The following is a 19787-nucleotide window of genomic DNA, read 5'->3' on the forward strand; positions in this document are numbered from 1 at the left end:
GGTCGCCGTTAAGGCCGTCCGAGTTCGTCAAGCGCATGGCGCAAGTTGACCGAAGTGACCTCCTACTGACGTCTTGAACGTCTGCTTCGCGCCCAATTTCCGCCCGTTGGGGTCAACTCTGCTACTCACCATAAGTGGACAGTGCCCGGGCAGGGCTCGTTCGTTGGAGTTCTGACCCGAAGCAGCCAGAGCCAACGATCGAGCTCAGCCATCACCCCCTTCGGGCAACAATCTCGACCGGCGCGATCAGGCCGGCCTGAAATACTTTCGCTCATGTTTTTGACGATCTCGGGGCCCCGCGCTCCCATGAGTGTCTGGACGCCCAGTACTGCTCGCCCTGTAGTCGCCTGGGCGCGCTGCCGCGCGAAATGGTCAAGCGCAACATCGCGCCGCTGGCGCTCTGACAAAATCTCGAACCCCGCCGCGGAAAGCGTGTCACGGTACTGCTCTGGCGCGGCGATCGCGTTCGTGTCTGCCGTACTCGCCCATGGCAGCGGATAAGCCAGCTCGCCCGCCCCGGCGCGCATGACGTCGAAGACACCAAAACGCGCACCCGCGCGAAGCACCCGCGCAACCTCCGAAAACAGTGCGCCCTTGTCGGCAATGTTCATTCCAACGTGCAACATGTAAGCGGCGGTGAACGATCCATCTGGGAAGGGCAGCCTCAAACGCATCGCCTTGCTGCAACGAGACGAGCTCCTCGAGATGGAGCCAACTGGAAAGGACATTGCCGGCGTCAATGTAGTCGCGAGTAAGATCTATGCCAGTCACCTGGCAGCCGTATTGCGCAGCAATTTGTCTGGCCGGTCCGCTGAGGCCGCAGCCGATGTCGAGCACTCGATCCTCTGCGGTAAGCGCAAGTTGCCCTGCCAACTCTCCCGTGGCGGCGCGGCCGCCAATATGAAACTCGTCCACCGGCGAAAGGTCCTCGGCCGTGACCGTGCTTTCGGTTTTCCCCAGGCAAGACCATCACGGATGTCTGCGATCAGGGTGCCTCGTGCGTAGTGGTCAGCAACCTGTGAACGCGGCGCTGCTTCCATGATCATCGCCCCCTTTTTGGTGGCAGCTTCGTGGATCATCTCAGCCGACCATCGACATTCCCGAACTCGGTCGGTCCGACCATCATACCATTCGATCCGATGAAGCCAAATGCGGCGACACGCCCAGTACGGCTATGGCCCAGCGATCGTGAAGGGTGGCCCGGTAATCTCCATGTCGAACTGGGCCGCGATCGCCTTGATTGCGGCCAGATCTCGCGGAATCTCCAGTCCCTGCCCGGCAACCGCCGGGAAAAAGCCTTCGAGACCTCCCGGGGACAGGAGGGCGATCCATTGCGCAGGCTCGACGACGACGAACGCGTGCTCAACGCCAGCGGGAATGTGGAATATTTCTCCGGCGCTGCGTTCGGAAGTTTCCCCGGCGCGCCAGAAGCGCAGCCGTCCATGGAGAATGACGAAGATTTCGTCGGCCTCGAAATGGCGGTGGCGTGGCGGTCCGTCGCCCGGACCAGCATTGGATGCAAATGCCCCGAGCTTGCCGCCGGTCTCGCGCGCCGTCAGGAGCGTTTCGTAGTGCGTACCGTTCCAATCGGTCTGAGTACCAGGTGCTGCCCGCGTTTGCATCTTCGCCACATGTGGTTGGAGTGAAGCTTGATGGCGTCACGATAGCTACACGCTGACCTCGGGCGGTCGCCTCGTATGAACATATGAGATGCGGGGAGAATGGTTGTCAGCAAAGCCGGCTTCCGGCAGACTGCAGATCCCTTCAGGTGAGGGAGCGGTGAAACCGGCACGCATGCACGACTTCGACGGCATGGTCGGACAGATCTACGATGCGGCGGTCGAACCCGGCCGCTGGCCGCAGGTTCTCGAGACGCTGTCGGATTTCCTCGAAGGCGCCGCCACCAAGCTGACGTTCCAGAACGCAAGGACGTTGCGCAGCGAAGCGAATTCGGTGCGCATGCCGCCGGAGGCGGACCTCACCTACGCGCAGTATTACTACAAGACCAATGTGTTCCTGCCGCGCATCGCCAGGCTGCGCGCCGGCGCGCTGATTCCGGTGTGGGACCTCCTGCCGCGCGAAGTCTACCAGCGCTCCGAGTTCTATAACGACTTCTGCCGGCCCGGCGACATGTGCCACCCGATCGGGGTCGTGCTGGCCAACGAACCGGACATGCGCGTCGTTTTCACCTGCGGGCGCTCCAGGACAGCCGGCGAGTTCGAGCCCGAACATCTCGACCGGCTGCGCCGCGTCGGGCCGCATCTGGTTCGAGCGGCGAGCGTGGGATTGCGCCTCTCGCGTTCGGAGATCGCCAGGAGTGCCAATGTCGAGGCGCTCGACCGCGTCGCCCAGGGCGTGCTGATCGTGGCGGCGAATAGCGAAATCCTGTTCGCCAACCGGGCGGCCGAAGTGCTGCTCACCGAAGCCGACGGAATCAGGATCGAGAAATCGGCGCTGCGCGCAAATAAGCAAGCGGATGCCGCGCAATTTCGCCGGTTGATTGCCGCGGCCGCAGAGCGGTCGGAGAACGCGGGCGGTGTCATGGCGCTTACGCGCCCGGCGCCGCGTCGGCCGCTGAGCGTGCTGGTGGCGCCGCTCAAAATCGAGTCGACATGGTTCATGCCCGGCCGCCCAGCCGCGATCGTGTTCGTGGCCGATCCGGACAAAGCACCGCGGACCATGCAGGCCCAGTTGCGCGATCTCTACAGGCTGACCCCGGCCGAGGCGGCCGTGGCCACCGCGATCACCCGTGGCGAAGGGCTGCAGGCGGTCGCAGACGAAGTTGGCATCAGCCTGACCACGGCGCGCACCCACCTGCAGCACGTCTTCGAAAAGACGGAGACACGGCGACAGGCGGAACTGGTGCGCCTCATCGCGGCCAGTGGGTTTTACGAGCGACAATCGCTGGAGCGCAGCAAGGCTCGCCCAAGCTGGTCGCAAGAGCCTTCTGCAACTCGACGACATAGCACGCCCGCGGATCCGGGGGGCTGATCCTCACTATCCCTCTGCAGACCTGCCGGTCCGCTTGTGATGCGGTGGACGGCTCTCCTCCCGCCCTGCGGTATGATCGTGGGGCCAGAACTGGAGGAGATCTATGATGAGCAACGTTACGACGATTGGTCTGGATATTGCGAAGTCAGTGTTTCAAGTCCACGGGGTGGATGCGGCGAGTGAGGTTGTCGTTCGCAGGAAGCTGACGCGTGGGCGCGTGCTGGCATTCTTCGAGAGCCTGCCACGTTGCCTGGTCGGTATCGAAGCCTGCAGCTCGTCGCATTATTGGGCGAGAGAACTGACTGCACGTGGCCATGATGTCCGGCTGCTGCCGGCACAGTATGTGAAGCCTTATCTGAAGCGACAGAAGAATGATGCCGCAGATGCAGAGGCGATCTGCGAGGCGGTCACTCGGCCGACCATGCGCTTCGTGCCTGTGAAATCACCCGAGCAACAAAGTGTGATGATGCTGCACCGGGTCCGGTTGATGCTCAACCGCCAGCGCACGCAGATATCGAACGCGTTGCGGGCACACCTATCCGAGTTCGGGATCGTAGCGCCGATCGGGCGGAATGGGATTGAGCAACTGCTCGTGGTCGTCAACGACGAGAACGAGGCCAGGATACCAGCTGACGCGCGGCTATGCCTTCGCATGCTCGAGGCGCAGCTCAGGGTCGTGAAGAAAACGATCGTAGGGTTCGGGCGAATGCGCGTGGGACCGAGCTTGGTCGCAGGTTGATGGAAATCCCAGGCGTCGGCCCGCTGCTGGCAAGTGCATTCGTGGCTACGGTCGCGGATGCGCATCCGTTCAAGTCGGGGCGCTGTCTATCGGCTGGATCGGACTCGTGCCGAAGCAGAACTCGAGCGGGGGAAAGGAGAGGCTCGGCAGTATCTCCAAGGCCGGCAATCGCTACTTGCGGCAGTTGCTCGTGGTGGGTGCGATGGCGGTCATGCGCTATGCCGAGCGCAACGGTACCAGGAGGCCATGGCTCGTGCAGTTGATGGCGCGGCGAACAGCCAAGGTTGCGGCGGTTGCGTTGGCCAACAAGACCGCCCGGATGGTCTGGGCACTGATGACGAACGGCGAGCGCTACAGGGAGCCGGTCATCGCATAGAACAAGATAAGGCGAGCGATCGCTGACGAGGTTGGAAAGGGCGGACAGGAGCTAATGCACAAAGCCGGTTGATACCGCCGGATCAGGAAAACCCACTGGGGCCGTGCACCTCGAGTGCGAGCTTACGATCGGGACCTGAGACGCGCGAATGGCATTATGGCCAGCGGCACATGATAGGCCGCACCTACAGGTCGGATACATGGCCGCACCAACCAGCAAAGGCAAAGCTTAAAGAATCCCTTGCCAACGGAGAGCCGTCCATACACGGCCCCATTCCGGTCGAAGCAGGGCAAGGGATGCATTGAATCAGCTTTGCCGCTGCTTGAACGCGTACATCATTGGGAATGCCGATCTGAGGCGGAATTTCCACTTATCGTCAATGTCCAGATTTCCGGGCCGGGCTCTTTTGCAACCAAAACATCACGGACACGTTGTATTTCGGTCCGCAATCAGGAGAGGATGCCGTGAACGGAATAATCTATCTTATTGGCCTCGTCGTGGTCGTTTTGTTCATCCTATCACTTTTTGGACTTCGGTAAGATCATGGCCAAAATAGCCTCAACGGAAAGCGCTGCAGTGACCCCAAAAGCGGCTACATCGTCCTATCTTGAGTGGGGAGGCATATTTGGCGGGGGTGTCATCGCTTGCGCCATTTCGGTGGTTCTCCTGCAATTCGGATCGAGCGCTGGTTTGGCGCTGGGTTCTCCGACTCTTCCCAACGGTGGCGCCTCCTGGAATGTGCTCGTGGCCGGGCTGTGGGTAGTTATCGTTGCTATAGCAAGTTCCGCAGCCGGCGGTTATGTAGCTGGACGAATGCGAACGCGCTGGGAAGATAGCAATCAAAGTGAAAGCGAATTCCGCGATGGCATACACGGCATCGCAGTCTGGGCCCTAGCGACACTTGGAGCAGCGTTTTTCTTGGCGATGATTGGTGGCCACGGCGCGGCCGCCGTGGTCAATCGCCCCGACGCGCAACTCAACGAAAGCACGGTGCGCCTTTCAGCGCACATAACTGCCATTTTTAGCTTCGCGGCTGCTGCAGGCTCCGCGCTTGGCGCTGCGGCAGCATGGTTTGCAGCGATTACCGGGGGTGAACACCGCGATGAGGGAATCGCTTTTCACCACGTCGTACCGGTTTTCTTGCGCAAGCGTTAGTGCGCAACAATGCGCTCGCCCGGCCGGCAAAGCCGACCGCAGCTGTTCCAAGATCTGTTGAGATCCGTTGGAGAGTGTCAACTTGTCGCCAAGCTTGTCCAAAACCCGACGAACTGGAAACGGCCCCATACCGGTCTTCCAAGAATATCTATCGGATCGCAATTCCTTGGGATGCTGGCATTCAGTCACGAGGCGACTGGACAATCCAATCCGCCATCAGATGGCCGCAAATCTCTATGTTGCCTCGTCCGTTCCTTGCGCTGGGACCACGTCAGGTAGGAATGAGCGCAAGTACGACACCGCCGCTCGAGCTGATTCCTCTGCATAGTGGGTCGTGACCTTGCCGTGCATAGCGTACGAGAGGGATTGGATGCCATCCACTAATGCAATGGCGGTTGCAACCTTGTCAGCCAGGTCATCGGTCCTGACCATTGAGCATCCGGCCCAGTCCGTCCGGAAGGAACCGGGGCAGGGCGCAGTCACGTAGACGCCGAACGGCGCCATCTCCGCGCGCATGACTTTCGAAATGCCCTGAAGAGTGAGCGGGTCCGGCCACTAGTGCAATCGCATTTGCCGTCTACGGAATGCCGCTTTGCGCCTAATATCGGACGTTAACCTAACCTTCTGTTTCATCGGGAAGCGGACATTTCGGAACCGAACAGAGGCAACGCCGGTTCTGCCGAACGCAGACGCAGGGCAAGTGGCAAAATCTTCGCGGCGTGACCACGCTCGTCAACAGCAAGTCGATGCTGACCGACGAGTGTGCGATGGGCAGCCATCTCAAGCAAAAATGCGAGGTGTACTGTGTGACCGGTGAGCCGAGCCCGCTGCGCGACAGCATCGATGAAGACGCCCGGTATCGCCGATCCCGGTGATCGCTCGAGGCCGGCGGCCTGCAGTGCTTCTGCGACGCGCTGTGTGGTTCGGAATTCGCACACCGGCCCAATTCCGGATGGCTGTGCAGGTCGTGCCGCGTCAGCTCGGGGACGAGATCAGCTTATCATGGCGAGTATGCACCTTGCACTCCGTTATCGAGAATCGGCGTCGCTTGCCGTTCCGGGCTGCTTACGATATTCACTAAAGTGAATGACGTCACTATCCTGGCCTGCGCCGTCGGATAGCCTGGGGAGCGGCGCACCTGCGTCCGGCGAACTCGGGATTGCATAAGAAGGTTCGGTACAATGAAGGCCACGAAGACGGATGCGGAGCAGATCGCGGCCATGACGCCCCGATCTGAATCCATTGCCGAAGCTGTTTCTACCAGCGCCGTCTCTCTTGGCGAACGGGTGCGCAGCCTCAGGACGGCGCGCGATCTGACGATTGCCGAGCTCGCTCAGCGCGCCGGGCTGTCATCCGGCATCATCAGTCAGATCGAGCGTGGACGATCAAACCCTTCGATCCGTACGCTACAGCTGCTGCGGGCAGCCCTCGGGATGAATCTGTGGGAGTTTCTCGAACCACCGGGCAGGGCTGTGACCGTAAGTGGCGCCGAACGGGAGATTCCTGACTTCATATGCCGCAAATCTCAGCGCCAAACGTTGGTTGTCGGCAAGACGAAGCTTGTCAAAGAGCTGCTTTCGCCACGGAACGACCAGAATCTGCGCTTCATGATTGTGACGCTGCCCCCAGGCAGCGAAAGCGAGGATGTGCTGCAAAGTCCGGGGCAGAAAGGTGGTTACATGCTGTCCGGGCGCGCACGCCTACAGGTTGGCGACCGCTCAGGCGATCTGGAGGAGGGCGACAGTTTTCAGTTTCCCGCCGATATTTCCCACAAGATCGACAATCCTTATGAAGAGCCCGCGCAGCTGATGTGGATCATGAGCATCCTGGATGCGCATCTCTAAGGCTTTGCTGCGGACCCCATCAATGCAGTGATACGGAGGCGTTGCATCGACGTTCACTCTATGCAACCAAATGAACCTGTCAGCATTATGGTGAACAAAGGAGGCTAAAATGCCCGCGAATGGGACCGGTACTCAAGTTTCTCGCCGTGATTTTCTCCGACACACAACTGTCATCGGCGCCGGCTTGATGGCCGCGCCGCTGCTCAGCCGAAGTGCTTTGGCGGCGGCGCCCAAGTTCAAGACGGCTGAAGACGGCTTCATCACCATCGCCATGAGCGGCGCGATGCCGATGACCGGCTATGAAGGCGGCAAGTTGATGGGCAGCGACGCCGAGATGATCGCCGCAATCGCCAACAAGCTTGGCCTCGCCGTAAAGCCGGCGATCATGCAGTGGTCCGCGACGATCGAGGCGATCAAGTCCGGCCGTGCCGACATCATGGTCGGCAACATGTCATGGACGCCGAAGCGGGCGGACGCCATGCTGTTGACAGATGCCATCTACTACGCCGGCAACCTCGCCACGATGCGCGCGGATATGCCCTTCAAGGACTCGATCGGTATCGCGGACTTCAAGGGCTACAGCCTGGGCACCAGTGTCGGGTACAATTTCGTCCCCGATCTCAAGAAGATCCCCGACACCAAAGAAGTGAAGCTCTACGATACGGACGACGCGGCGATCCGCGACGTGCAGGCTGGGCGCCTCGACTTTGCCTTCCTCGACGGTCCGGAAGTCGACTACATGGTGCTAAAGAATGGCGACCTGAAGCTGAAGCAAGTGCCGCTCCGCTCGACGGAAGGCTATCCGCTCCTAACGGACAAGGGTATTGCTGTGATGGGCATGAGTCTCGACAACCCTGATCTCTTCGATGCATTCAATGCCGGCGTGAAGTGGCTGTGGTCTTCCAAGACCAACGGCACGATCCTGACGAAGAACGGCATGACGAGTCCCGATTACCTTGTGGCGCCGCAGGCAAATCCGCGTATTGGCGTCGACCGGGATGAAAGCGGCAAGATTCTCGGAGCGGCCGCGCACACGCCGAAGGATTTCTCGTCGCTGTTCGGATGAATTTGCGCGCGCTCGCGGCTGGTGGGCCGATGGGTCCGCTGGCCGTTGCGCATCGGGGCTGTCCGTCAATGCCTTCGCTGCGGTCGATGACATGCCGGACGAGAGGAAATTACGCCCATGCATGACGCAGTTCAGGTAACCGCGGCAATCGAAGGCGCAACGGGAGGGACTGCTTGGGATCAGGCTATCGTCAGGATCGAAGGACTCCGCAAGTGCTATGGCGCCCTTGAGGTTCTGAAGGATATCACTCTCGACGTCATGCGCGGCGAGAAGATCTCCATTATCGGCCCAAGCGGCTCCGGCAAGACGACCCTGCTCCGCTGCATCAACTGGATCGAGAAGCCAAGCGGAGGCCACGTTTACATCGACGGCAACCTCATCGGTGAAAAGCTTGTGGGTGGCCGCCACGTCGCAATGGACGACCGCGAGCTTGCACGCCTTCGGGTTGGCACGGGCATGGTCTTTCAACGTTTCAACCTGTTCCCACACCTGACCGCGCTGCAGAACATTACGATCGGGCCGCGCAAGGTGCTCAAGATGCCGGCGACCGAGGCCGAAGCCGGGGCGATGACGCTGTTGGATAAGGTCGGACTGACGGCCAAGCGAGACGCCTATCCCGAGATGCTGTCGGGCGGCCAGCAGCAGCGCGTCGCGATTGCGCGCGCATTGGCGATGCGCCCGAAAGTCATGCTGTTCGATGAAGCGACGTCGGCGCTTGATCCCGAGTTAATCGGCGAGGTCCTTGCCGTCATGCGGCAACTCGCCGGGGAGGGCATGACGATGATCATCGTCACCCACGAGATGAAGTTCGCGGAAGAGATTTCGGACCGCGTGATCTTCATGGATCATGGAGTGGTGGTTGAGCAAGGCAAGCCCGAGCAGTTGTTCCGCTCGCCGGCTCAGCAGCGAACGCAGACTTTCCTGCGTGCCGTCCTTGGCCGACAGGCTTACCAATGACGGAGACGGACTGGGCCGCGGCCATCGCGCATCTTCCTCATTTCCTCAGTGCTTTGCTGACCGGGGCGGTAATGACCGTCATTGTCACGGTCGGCGGGTTTGTCGGATCGATCGCCCTGGGTGTTTTGTTCGGTGCGTTCTCGACCTCGCAGATAAAGCTGCTGCGTGCCGTTGCCCATCTCTACGTCGAGATATTCCGCGGCCTGCCATTGCTGACATTGCTGTTCATCATCTTCTTCGGATTGGCGAGGGTCGGCATTAGGCTTGACCCGATCTCCGCTGCAATCGTCGGTTTCAGCATCAATGGCGGCGCCTATCTTTCGGAAGTATTCCGCGCCGGCATCGAGTCGGTTCACGCTGGCCAGAGCGAGGCCGCTCTCTCAATCGGCATGACGCGAATGACGGCGTTCCGCTACATAATCCTGCCGCAAGCCATCCGCGTGGTTCTGCCGCCGCTCGCCAATTTTGCCATAGGTCTGCTCAAGGACACGTCACTTGCGTCTGCGGTAGCGGCGCCGGAGATGATGTTCAACGCCGGCAAGCTAGTGTCCGAAACCTTCTTCGCGACGGAGGTGTACCTGTTGGTAGCGACGATCTATCTGTGCATGAGTTTGCCGCTGTCCTTCGTTACCCGAATGCTTGAGCGCAGGATGCGCCAGGGAAGCGCGCAATGAGTCTCGCCGAGCTTCAGGCTATTGCTGCCGACTGGACGCCCCAGCTCCTGGCGGCAGCAGGCTACACGCTCAAGATGACCTCGGTGGCCTACATTATCGGCGCCGTCGCTGGCCTGCTCCTTGCCTTGGCGAGGCTGTCGCAGCGCCGCGTCATCTCGCTGCCTGCCCTGGTCTATATCGAGTTCATCCGTGGCACGCCGACCCTCACGCAGCTCTTCCTGGTGTATTTCAGCCTTGCACTGGTCGGCATTGTCCTTCCCGCGTTTGAAGCCGCCGTGATAGCCCTAGGCCTACACTATGCGGCCTACATGGCGGAGACCTATCGCGCGGGTATCGAGGCCATTCATCGCGGACAGCATGAAGCCGCGCAGGCGATCGGAATGACCCGCGCGGAGACGATGCGCTACATCATCTTGCCGCAGTCCCTGCGGATCATTCTGCCGCCGATGGGCAATTCCGCCATATCGCTGATGAAAGACACGTCTGTCGCTTCTCTCATCTCAGCACCCGAGTTGATGTTGCGGGCGCATGATCTCACCAGCGAATACTATATGCCAATGCAGCTCTACCTCATCGTCGGCGCAATGTATCTCATCATGACCTATCCCCTTTCGATGGCGGTTCGCCACCTAGAGCGCATGGCGGGGAAGGGTCGCCTATCCGGAAGGCGCCGATGACGGTCGATATCCCTGTTTGGACGGGCCGAACGCTCCGGCGGCGAGAAAGGTTTCACCCATAATGTCGCCTACAGTCCTGCGCATTCCCAGCGATGACGTTCTTCCGGTCGCGGTGGATGCCGTCGTGATTGGCGGCGGCATTGTCGGTTCGGCCGCAGCCTATTTTCTCGCCAAGCGCGGCATCTCCGTCGCCCTGATTGAGAAGGGGCATGTTGGCGCAGAGCAATCGTCCCGCAACTGGGGTTGGTGCCGCCAACAGAACCGCGACGAGCGCGAACTGCCGCTGGCGGGCATATCCATGCAGTTATGGGACGAACTGAGGCAAGAGACAGGCCGCGATCTCGGCTTCCGGCGATGCGGCCTCGTCTATGTGACGAACGATCCTCGTCAGTTGGCAGAATGGGACCACTGGCGCACGACGGCCGCGCGCCAGTTCGAGGTGAATACACGAATGCTGTCCGGCGCTGAAGCGACCGCTGCGACGGCCGGAACCGGCCGCAGCTGGCTGGGCGGCGTTCATTCGATCGACGACGGAAAGGCGGAGCCGTCGCTTGCCGCTCCGATCCTCGCCGAGGCGGCGCGTGGCGCCGGCGCGAAGATCATCCAGAATTGCGCTGCTCGGGGACTCGACATCAGCAAAGGCCGGGTCACCGGCGTGGTGACGGAACGCGGGTTGATCAAGGCCGATGCAGTGCTCTGTGCCGGCGGGGCGTGGGCTTCCGCCTTCTGCCGCCGGCATGGGATCTCCTTCCCGCAGGCCAGCGTGCGGCAAACCATCCTGCGGACCAAGCCGGCACCGAAGTTGCCCGAGGCGGTCTATACACCGGACTGCGCGCTCACCCGTCGGCTCGACGGAAGCTACACGATGGCGATCAGCGGAAAGGCGACGCTTGAGATCACGCCGCAAGGGCTGCGCCACGCGCGGTCTTTTCTGCCGATGTTCAAGCAGCGCCTGAAATCGATCGAGATCGGCATCGGCCGCTCGTTCTTTTCGGGACCGGAGGCGATCGGAAACTGGCGCCTCGACGCGGAGACGCCGTTCGAGCGCGCACGCGTTCTAGATCCGGTGCCGAACCCCCGTACCGTCGCCAAGATCCTCACACGAGCCAGGGGCCTTTATCCTGTGCTGGCCGGCGTGGACGTCGCCGAGAGCTGGGGCGGTTTCGTCGATTGCACACCCGATGCCGTTCCGGTCATCTCACCGGTCGAGGCTCTGAAGGGCTTCTTCCTGGCCGCGGGTTTCAGCGGCCATGGCTTCGGAATCGGTCCCGCGGCCGGCAAACTCGCCGCCAATCTCGTTGCCAACGATGTCCCGATTGTCGATCCCAGACCGTTTCGTCTCTCGCGACTGTTGGACGGCTCGAAGGCCGAGGTTGGCGCGGTCTGATGCCATGCGAAGGGACGAAAGCGCTGATCTTGAGTATCGCGAGAGTCTTGAGGTCTGCCGCTCAGGCGACGCCGAGAAAGCGTCAGCCCTCCTTTACGCGCATATTATTCATGCCTGCGAGTCTTTGCTCATGGCCTAAAAGCGGGAAGTGAGAAAGGTGCAACATCGCGCAATCCTGAATCACAGCGATTTCGGCAAGGCGCATTGCGTCGAACCGATCGAAGATGAACCAAGATATGGTGTATTGGAGCGGCGAAGCCTGCCGATGAACCGCGCGCGGCTGCGGGACCATACGGAACGATACGGGAAGAGTTGCTGAATTGGTCCACGAAAAGACCAATGAAATCAATGGCCAGAGCGCACCCTCCGGGCCCACCATAACCATTGATTTCGTTGATGAAAACTGGCCTCGGCCCAAAATGTTTTGGGCCCGTTATGGCCCGGGTATGCTGTGGCGGCCACCTTTTGTTCCAGCTCGATCTGATCACTTGACGACTCGCACGGCCGCTCGGCGCTTCATGGCGTCGCGTTTGGCCTCGCGCTCGTTGATCGCACGAGCGATGTCGACCGCGATCCGCTTCTTGTTTGCCTCAAGCACGTAGTCGTCCGTTACGGTCATAGAGGAATGCCCCATTGCCTCCATGATGGCGTGCGCCTGAACGTTGCATTCCGCGAGGTATGTGCCGAATGTACGGCGCAAACCGTGAAGCGTGTACCCGTGGGGAATTTCCGCCTGGCGCGTCCAGTGCTGCATCATCCCGCTCAGGCTCTTCTCCGAGAAGGCCCGTCCGTAAGCATTTTTCAGGACGGTGCCACCCGCCGAGCGATCGAGCGGTTCCAAGGCCGCCGCCAGTTTGTCAACGATTGGAATGAACATCTCTCTTCCGCCGTGGCGATTGCGATTCTTCTTCTGACGAAAGCCAAAGGCTTCGATCAACTCGAGCGAACCGTCGAACAGTTCAATCTCCTCGGCTACGAGATCCTCCCACTCCAAGGCGGCGACGTCGCCGCGACGGTTTCCGAGCCAAAAGCCTAGGGCATAGCAGGTGCGCGCGGCCGTGCCGACTGGATGCCGTGCCTCGAACTTCTCGCGAACCGCAATCGGCCAAGCGGGATTCTTGGTGGATCTAGGCACCCGCACGCGGATGGACAATGCGGGATCGTTTTGCGGCTTGATCCACTTCTCGACCTCAATCGCGACCCATAGCAGTTTCTTGATGGCGACCAGCATGTGTTTGGCAACCGTGCGGTTTGTCGCAAAGATGCCTTCCGTTAGGCGGTTCGCCACGGTCGTGCCTTGCGCGAATGTCGTATCACCCCTCTTTGCCCTGGAGCCGTACAACTACAGCTATCAAGGATTGGCCAGTGGCCGAACTGCAGACCGTGCGGCGCCGGATATCATGGCGCGAACTCTATGCGCTGCGGCCCGACCTGCGGCCGGTGAATGAGTGCCATGCTCAAGCTGTCAGCCACTCATCAGCAGCACGTGCCGCCGCCACTTCGAGCGCGTCGGGCGCGAGGATGCCGCGGGCAAGCGCAAAAGCTTCGAAGGCAATGCGCGCTGTTTCGACGTCTTTGTCACCGACCAAAGCAGATTGGCAGACACAGAGCGCGGCTGTGAATGTCGGGCTGCGGCTGCCCGGCCACTCATTCAGCATTTCGTAGGCCTCCACTACCGACACAATATCGCGCGGGAAGCCCATCCCGACAAATACTGGAACGGGCTTTGAAAACAGTTCGGGTCTCATCGGTGACTCCGTTGATTTGCGTGCCGAAACAACACGCAAATTGTAGAGTGGTTGCGATGACCTCGACAGTAGACCAAACGGGTGTATTGACCACTTCCCACCTGCGCCCAATGGAGGTCTCCCTGCGCCAGCAACGCCTTTTTGGAGACCGCGTCTGCCGCTTCGCGCACACTATTTAGAGTGAAATGTTGAGGCCAAAAGCGCAGGAGGCGAGGCTAGGCTTTGAGCGAGTGCGGGCCATTGGATCATGGCGGCTGTCGGTCGCAGCGCATCGATTTATCGATCGACGCAGGCGCGCGTCTTCACACGCCGCAGTCACGTCAGGAACGATGGCAGGTCGGGACTCAACAGGCTGGCCAAATCAGCGGCCCGGTTGCATCGGGGGGACTAGCTTCTTCGGGGAAGTGCAAACGGGCCACACCGGTTTCCTCCCGGCAATCCAACCATGATGGCGAAGCGGGATGAATACAAGCCATCTCTACAAGAGTTGCGGTGCCGACCAGGCATGCCACCATTCGGCGGCGGAGCTATCCGGAAGACTTACTTGCATACCCGTCGAGCCTGGGACCTCCTCTAGATTGTGCAGTCTCCTGACCCGGAGCACCGCCTCGCCTGAGCCCGTGTTCCAAGAAGGAGGAAGCCCGCTGCGTGTAGCGTACTGGAGCGGGTCTTTGCGTCCTCGGTCATTGCTTTGTCGATCTTAGGGAATGGTCGGTTCCTGAACGCGCCAGGGCTGTAGTGCCACTAACCCTGGATTCCGTGAGGATGCCGAACGACGTTGTCTCGGAACCTTGACCACAAGATCGGCGGGGCCATAATGGCCGTATGGCTCGCACTTCCATGAGCCATACTGGGAGGAATTATGAAAAACAAAATAGACGATGACCGACGCAATCTTCTGACCTTAGCGGCTGTTGGCGGTGCCGCTGCACTTCTGGGCGGCTTCGGGATCAGCCAGGCTCGCGCCGCCGCCACGGCCTCCGGGCGTTCCGAAAAACCGCTCAAGGCAGCGTTCTCCAACGCCGGACTTCAGGCGACATGGTGCGCCCAAGGTAAGGCAGCGGCGGAATACTGGGGCAAATTATTCAACGTCGAGGTGACTTGGTTCGACGGGGAACTCGATGCCGTAAAGCAGCGCGCGGCGATCGACAACATGGCTTCCCAGAAATGGGATTTCGTGGCGATCCAGGCCTTTGGTATCGGCACGCTGGTGCAGCCGGTGCAAAAGATGATCGACGCCGGGATCCCTGTCATCGACATGGACACCCTGATTGCGCCACTCGACAAGATCAATGTGCACAGCTTCCTCGCGCCTGATAATGAATTCATGGGATCATCGGTGACCCAGGCGCTCATCACCGCCATCGGCGGCAAGGGCAAGGTCATCACCACGCAGGGCGCGCTCGGCCACACGGGCGCCCAAGGGCGAAACCGGGGCTTCGAATCAATCGTCAAACAGCATCCCGACATCGAGGTTCTGGAAAACCAGCCGGCCGACTGGGACGTCACCAAGGTGGCGCGGCTATGGGAGACCTATCTTACGAAATATCCGCAGATTGACGCGGCCTATTTCCACAACGACGACATGGCGCTTGCAGCGTACAACGTCATGAAGGCCCATAACCGTATCAACATCAAGATCGGCGGTTGCGACGCCATGCCCCCTGCCATAGCCGCCGTTGCCGAAGGGCGCATGCACGCCACCGTGCGCAATCCGTCCTGCCGTATTCATGGCGGCGCCATTGTAGCCGGCGTCGCCGCGGTGACAGGTGGCGAGAAGTCAGGCGAAGGAATTCCGAAAAGCGTCGTAACCGACGGTCCCGTGGTTACCAAGGAGAATGCCTCCGGCATGCAATGGATGGAAGACCATTTCCTGATCTGATCTTCGTCCCAACTGGCTGGCGGATCATCCGCCAGCCATTCGCGCAGCACTGGAAAATCGCCACGCGGACAGAATGAACGCTCAAGCTGAAGCCTCCTTGCGAGCGGTCGCGCCGCGCCTTCGCATGGATGGGATATCGAAATCCTTCGGCGGCGTGGTGGCGCTGCAGGATGTGGATTTCGTGTTGCGCGCCGGCGAGATCCATGGGCTCGTTGGGGAAAACGGCGCCGGCAAATCAACCCTGATGAAGATCATCGCCGGTGTGCACGCCGAATATAACGGCCGCATGTTCATCGACGGAGAGCAGGTCCATTTCCGCTCGGCCCGTGATGCGCTTGCGGCGGGCATCGGCATGGTGCATCAGGAACTGAGCGTCGTTCCCGATCTCACAGTTGCCGAAAATGTCTTTCTTGGAAAACAGCCGACGAAGGCGGGACTGATCGATTGGTCCGGTATGATGGCCGCAGCCCGGGAACAACTCGCCAATCTTGGCATCGAGGTCGATCCCCGCGCGTCGATGGGATCATTGTCGATCGGCCTCCAGCAACTGGTCGAACTCGCCCGCGTGCTCTTCTCGGGAGCGCGGATCATCATACTAGACGAGCCTACCTCGGCGCTGTCGCCGCCAGAGGTGCATCGCCTGTTCGAGGTGCTTCGCGGTGTTCGTGCGAGCGGCCGCAGCATGATCTTCATTTCCCATTTCCTCGACGACATCCTATCAGTTTCCGATAAGGTGACCATCTTCCGCAACGGGCGCCGTGTTGTTACCGAAGCCGCGGCCTTGATCGACAAAGGCTGGGTTATCGAACGTATGATCGGCAGCGGTCACGAGGAGCTGGAGGAAAGTTATACCGGCGCGATCGCACTCAATAGCAAGTCCGCGGCGCCCGTAATCCTCTCGGCGCGAGGTCTTGCGGTGGGGCGCGCCTTCGCCGATGTGTCGCTTGACGCGCGGGCCGGCGAGATTCTCGGCATCTATGGTTTTATGGGCTGCGGCCAGGTCGAACTGGCGCGGACATTGTTCGGCAAGCTCAAGCCGAGCACCGGGACGTTGTCAATTGAGGGCGCGGCGAAACGTTTTCGCAACACGGCGCACGCTCGCCGCGCGGGAATCGCCTTCGTGCCGGAGAGCCGCCGTTCCATGCTGTTCTACCAGGAACCGGTCTATAAAAATGTCTCGATCAGCGTGCTTGGCCGCATCTCGCGCCTCTGGTTGAAGCCGGCAGCGGAGCGCGAGATCGCCAGCCGCCATGTTGAACTGCTGAATATCCGTCCGTCGAATGTAATGGCGCTGCTCGCCAGTCTTTCCGGCGGCAACCAGCAGAAGGTCGCGCTGGCGAAATGGCTGACATACATCCCTAAGGTGCTGATCTTGAGCGAGCCGACCCGAGGCATGGATGTTGGCGCCAAAGACGATGTTGTGAAGATCGTACGGGCGCTGCGCAACCAGGGCCTTGCTGTCATTGTTGTCTCGGCCGAGCCCGAAACCGTCCTGTCGCTCGCCGACCGTATCATCGTCATGAAGAAAGGCCGGATTGTGCACGAGTTCGCCGGCGAGACGATCAGCAAGGACCGGCTGCTCGACGCGGCTTGAGGGAGAACGCCAAATGACAATGCAGGTTCAGGAAGCCGTAAAAGGGTCCCCGTCGCGGGCTGGCGCCTTCCTGCGCAACCGGATGCGCAACATTGCGCCTTTCGCGACGCTGATCATCCTGCTCGCGTTCTTCAGCATCGCCAGCCCATCTTTCCTCAGCGTCGACAACGGGGTCAACGTGCTGACGCAGATTTCCGTCACGGGCGTCATCGCGGTGGGGCTCACTTTTGTCATCCTCTGCGCCGAGATAGATCTTTCGGTAGCGGCTATCGCCAATGCTACCGGCATCGCCGTTGCCTATTTCACGATGCAGGAATCCTACGTCAACATTCCCAACCTCCCCCTGCCGGGCTATGCGGCGATCGGGTTGGCGCTGCTCATCTGCGCCTTCCTGGGCCTGGTCAACGCCTTCGGCACGACGCTGATTGGAATTCCCTCGTTCATCATGACACTTGCCATGATGCAGATCGGCGCTGGCATTTGCGCGCTTCTGGTGCGCGGTCAGATCGCCTATGCGGTTCCCGATCTGGTTACGATGATGGGTTCCGGCACGATAGCCGGCTTTCCGTGGATCATCATCGTGCTGGCCGTATTCCTGCTGGTCGGTCATATCGTTTTGACCTACACGCGCTTCGGCCGATACGTCTACATGGTCGGTGGCAACCGCGAAGCAGCGGAATATTCTGGTGTCAACGTTAAACTGGTCTTGGGCGCGGTGATGGTCATTTCGGCGGTCTGTTCCGGTGTCGCCGGGATGATTGGTGTGGCCCATTTCGGCAGCGCCCAGCAGAACGAGTTCGACGGCTATCTGCTTGACGCCATCGCAGCGGTGGTGGTCGGTGGCACCAGCCTCTTTGGCGGCCGTGGCGGGATCGGCAACACGATCATCGGTCTGTGCATACTGGGCGTCCTCAACAATGGCCTCGATCACGTTCAGATCGACAGTTTTTTGAAAATCCTCATCCGCGGCATCATTCTGCTCGTCGCACTGATCATCAATGTCTATGTGCAGAATCTGCGTGATCGTCAACGCATCTGATTACCGGCGGTTGCCAAGGCACCTAAATGTGCAACTTCCTCCAGACACTCGGCGGCGCGAGAGCTGCCGGGATTTGCGCCCAGGTATGGAGCTTCGGCCGGCCTGCACCTCTGCCAGACGTAGCAGGGCGATCATAGGAGCGATTTCAGTTCCGGAGCTGCGTGAGTGACTTAGTGGTGGTCAATCGAGTTCGATCCAAGCTGGCGCAGGGTCGCTTGGCTTGTCCCACCCGCGCAACTCGACGTCCACGCCGGCATTGCGGAGCTTGTCCGAAAGGGAAGGGCTCACGAGCAGATGGTCCATTCGGAGGCCGGAGCTTCGATCGTAGCCGCCCCGGTATGAGAAGTTCCAGTAGGTGCTGCTTGCGTATCGGCTAACGGCAGCTCGTCTTACCTGGATCACCAAAAGCGGGCGGACTATTTTCCGCCAAGAATGCGCCATTCCGATTTTGCGATGGCAGGTGCTGCTCATTTTGACCGCAGCCACGGGCACGTTGCCCACTCTTAGGAAAAGACGCTTGGGGCAATCGCTCGCTCCCGCAGCTGTGAGCAAAGTTCGGTCCACGACGGATCAGAAACGAAACTGCTCAGACCTCCACAGGCATCAGCGAAAGGCATATCGCCGAAGCGGTCGATGACCTCCCTGGTTTCGCCTATGCTGCCCTTTCGGATTGACTCGAATGGATCCTCATCGCATTCAATGACGCGATGCCCCCAAGCTCCTGGCACATCATCGCTCGCGAGAGCGCGTCGAAGGTCCGCATCCATGTCTGCGGTCTCTAGCCCGACAAATGACGTAGCGCATCAGGGGATAGTAGACCGGCTGGTGACTGCCTCCGAGCGCGCGCACGCCGGGCAGGATCGACAGGACCAGAAACATAAGGAGCAGGTTGGGAATAAGGCTGCGGTTCGCCAGCCGCTCAATGATATCGGGAGCCGCGAAGCGAGCTACCTTCGTTCTGGTCGCCAGATTGATGAGTTCTCCACCCAACATGCGCAGCGGCAGGCGCTTTCCGTTTTCATAGTACCAAAAGAAATCGGTACCGCGCGCGAGCCAGCCACCCCAGGGGCCAGCCGCCAGCCTGTCGATCTCGTCAAGGATATTCAAAGCCAGCTTTGGGCTTTCATGTACTCGCCCAACAGACCCAAGCAGATCGAGTTCGTGACCCAGCACCTCAAGGAGGGTGGCATCTTCGTCTTCGTCGAAAAATTCAGGGCGGCCGATGAAAGCGACTACCAGCGTCGAGAGTACCAGAAGGATTATGGCTTCAAGGCGAGGTACTTTCCCCCGGACGAAATCGCAAAAAAGAAGACGGACGTCCTCGGGACCATGCTCAACAATGAGGTGACGCTGGCAGAGATGGCGCGCTCCGTAGGTGCGCATTTCAAGTACTGCACTATGACGTGGAACAGCGGCAATTTCTGCAGCCTTGCGGCGAGCAACAGCAAGGAAAATCTCGACCTCTACGCTTCACAGATGTCAGCGCCCGCCATTCCGCATGAATATGTCTACGAGACCAGCGTATCTGACGCAGCGACGATCGCCATAACGGACAATCCGATGTGACGCAGCCATGGGGTGGCAGCTGCGCGAGGCTCCAGGCGGGCAGGCGAGACTGTTGATCCGCCTGAGTGCCGCCTGTCCGCAATACGGATCCG

General features: G+C 60.3%; 17 protein-coding genes and 2 pseudogenes. 14 read left to right on the forward strand and 5 right to left on the reverse strand.

The window, feature by feature from the left end:
- Positions 1-125 precede the first annotated feature (125 nt).
- A complete protein-coding gene (locus FJ960_RS13295) occupies positions 126-728 on the reverse strand; it encodes a methyltransferase domain-containing protein (protein WP_140714474.1) in 603 nt (200 codons plus the stop codon).
- Positions 729-1172: 444 nt separating this feature from the next.
- The gene (locus FJ960_RS13305) at positions 1173-1622 is read right to left on the reverse strand and encodes a cupin domain-containing protein (RefSeq protein ID WP_140714476.1); all 450 of its coding nucleotides are present in this window, start codon (positions 1620-1622) and stop codon (positions 1173-1175) included.
- Between the two features lie 172 nt (positions 1623-1794).
- Between FJ960_RS13305 and FJ960_RS13310 the strand changes: the two genes are divergently transcribed.
- From FJ960_RS13310 to FJ960_RS13320, 3 genes and pseudogenes are all read left to right on the forward strand, one after another.
- Complete coding sequence (locus tag FJ960_RS13310) at positions 1795-2991, forward strand: LuxR C-terminal-related transcriptional regulator (protein WP_181174233.1); 1197 nt, start codon at positions 1795-1797, stop codon at positions 2989-2991.
- A gap of 106 nt (positions 2992-3097) precedes the next feature.
- Positions 3098-4106 (forward strand): annotated as a pseudogene (locus FJ960_RS13315) (IS110 family transposase).
- Positions 4107-4649: 543 nt separating this feature from the next.
- Positions 4650-5261, forward strand: coding sequence for a hypothetical protein (locus FJ960_RS13320; protein WP_140714480.1), 612 nt, complete (start codon positions 4650-4652; stop codon positions 5259-5261).
- A 417-nt stretch (positions 5262-5678) separates the two neighbouring features.
- On the opposite strand, the pseudogene FJ960_RS13325 reads toward FJ960_RS13320, so the two are convergent.
- Positions 5679-5798: pseudogene (locus FJ960_RS13325) on the reverse strand (short-chain dehydrogenase/reductase); the annotation flags it as partial.
- 182 nt (positions 5799-5980) lie between these two features.
- On the opposite strand from FJ960_RS13325, the gene FJ960_RS29490 reads away from it, so the two are divergent.
- The 7 genes from FJ960_RS29490 (at position 5981) to FJ960_RS13355 (ending at position 11866) form a co-directional block, all read left to right on the forward strand.
- Positions 5981-6136 carry a hypothetical protein gene (locus tag FJ960_RS29490; RefSeq protein WP_181165895.1) on the forward strand — a complete coding sequence of 52 codons (156 nt, stop codon included), beginning with the start codon at positions 5981-5983 and terminating at the stop codon, positions 6134-6136.
- A 306-nt stretch (positions 6137-6442) separates the two neighbouring features.
- Positions 6443-7105: a cupin domain-containing protein gene (locus tag FJ960_RS13330; RefSeq protein ID WP_140714482.1), complete on the forward strand. Its 663-nt coding sequence runs from the start codon at positions 6443-6445 to the stop codon at positions 7103-7105.
- Positions 7106-7214: 109 nt separating this feature from the next.
- Positions 7215-8171: an ABC transporter substrate-binding protein gene (locus FJ960_RS13335; RefSeq protein ID WP_140714661.1), complete on the forward strand. Its 957-nt coding sequence runs from the start codon at positions 7215-7217 to the stop codon at positions 8169-8171.
- A 186-nt stretch (positions 8172-8357) separates the two neighbouring features.
- Positions 8358-9128 carry an amino acid ABC transporter ATP-binding protein gene (locus tag FJ960_RS13340; RefSeq protein WP_140714663.1) on the forward strand — a complete coding sequence of 257 codons (771 nt, stop codon included), beginning with the start codon at positions 8358-8360 and terminating at the stop codon, positions 9126-9128.
- Positions 9125-9802 carry an amino acid ABC transporter permease gene (locus FJ960_RS13345; RefSeq protein WP_140714484.1) on the forward strand — a complete coding sequence of 226 codons (678 nt, stop codon included), beginning with the start codon at positions 9125-9127 and terminating at the stop codon, positions 9800-9802. The genes FJ960_RS13340 and FJ960_RS13345 overlap by 4 nt, the downstream gene beginning before the upstream one ends.
- Positions 9799-10479, forward strand: coding sequence for an amino acid ABC transporter permease (locus FJ960_RS13350; RefSeq protein ID WP_140714486.1), 681 nt, complete (start codon positions 9799-9801; stop codon positions 10477-10479). Before FJ960_RS13345 ends, FJ960_RS13350 begins: the two co-directional genes overlap by 4 nt.
- 61 nt (positions 10480-10540) lie before the next feature.
- Positions 10541-11866 (forward strand): FAD-binding oxidoreductase, encoded by a 1326-nt coding sequence (locus FJ960_RS13355; RefSeq protein ID WP_140714488.1) that lies wholly within the window; start codon positions 10541-10543, stop codon positions 11864-11866.
- 484 nt (positions 11867-12350) lie between these two features.
- On the opposite strand, the gene FJ960_RS13360 is transcribed toward FJ960_RS13355, so the two are convergent.
- Together FJ960_RS13360 and FJ960_RS13365 are read right to left on the reverse strand one after the other, a co-directional pair.
- Positions 12351-13097 carry a site-specific integrase gene (locus FJ960_RS13360; protein WP_246672778.1) on the reverse strand — a complete coding sequence of 249 codons (747 nt, stop codon included), beginning with the start codon at positions 13095-13097 and terminating at the stop codon, positions 12351-12353.
- Positions 13098-13323: 226 nt separating this feature from the next.
- Positions 13324-13614: a DUF982 domain-containing protein gene (locus tag FJ960_RS13365; protein WP_140714492.1), complete on the reverse strand. Its 291-nt coding sequence runs from the start codon at positions 13612-13614 to the stop codon at positions 13324-13326.
- Between the two features lie 862 nt (positions 13615-14476).
- Between FJ960_RS13365 and FJ960_RS13370 the strand changes: the two genes are divergently transcribed.
- The 4 genes from FJ960_RS13370 to FJ960_RS29495 all read left to right on the forward strand — a co-directional run bounded on the left by FJ960_RS13370 (position 14477) and on the right by FJ960_RS29495 (position 19695).
- Entirely contained in the window at positions 14477-15496 is a 1020-nt protein-coding gene (locus tag FJ960_RS13370; protein ID WP_140714494.1) for a sugar ABC transporter substrate-binding protein, read from the forward strand.
- 124 nt (positions 15497-15620) lie between these two features.
- The gene (locus tag FJ960_RS13375; RefSeq protein WP_140714665.1) at positions 15621-17090 is read left to right on the forward strand and encodes a sugar ABC transporter ATP-binding protein; all 1470 of its coding nucleotides are present in this window, start codon (positions 15621-15623) and stop codon (positions 17088-17090) included.
- Between the two features lie 13 nt (positions 17091-17103).
- Positions 17104-18129, forward strand: a complete 1026-nt coding sequence (locus FJ960_RS13380; protein ID WP_140714496.1) for an ABC transporter permease — start codon at positions 17104-17106, stop codon at positions 18127-18129.
- A gap of 765 nt (positions 18130-18894) precedes the next feature.
- Positions 18895-19695, forward strand: a complete 801-nt coding sequence (locus FJ960_RS29495; protein ID WP_181174234.1) for a hypothetical protein — start codon at positions 18895-18897, stop codon at positions 19693-19695.
- The last annotated feature ends 92 nt before the right edge of the window (positions 19696-19787 follow it).

Source organism: Mesorhizobium sp. B2-3-11, assembly GCF_006442215.1.
GTDB classification, from domain to species: Bacteria; Pseudomonadota; Alphaproteobacteria; order Rhizobiales; family Rhizobiaceae; genus Mesorhizobium; species Mesorhizobium salmacidum.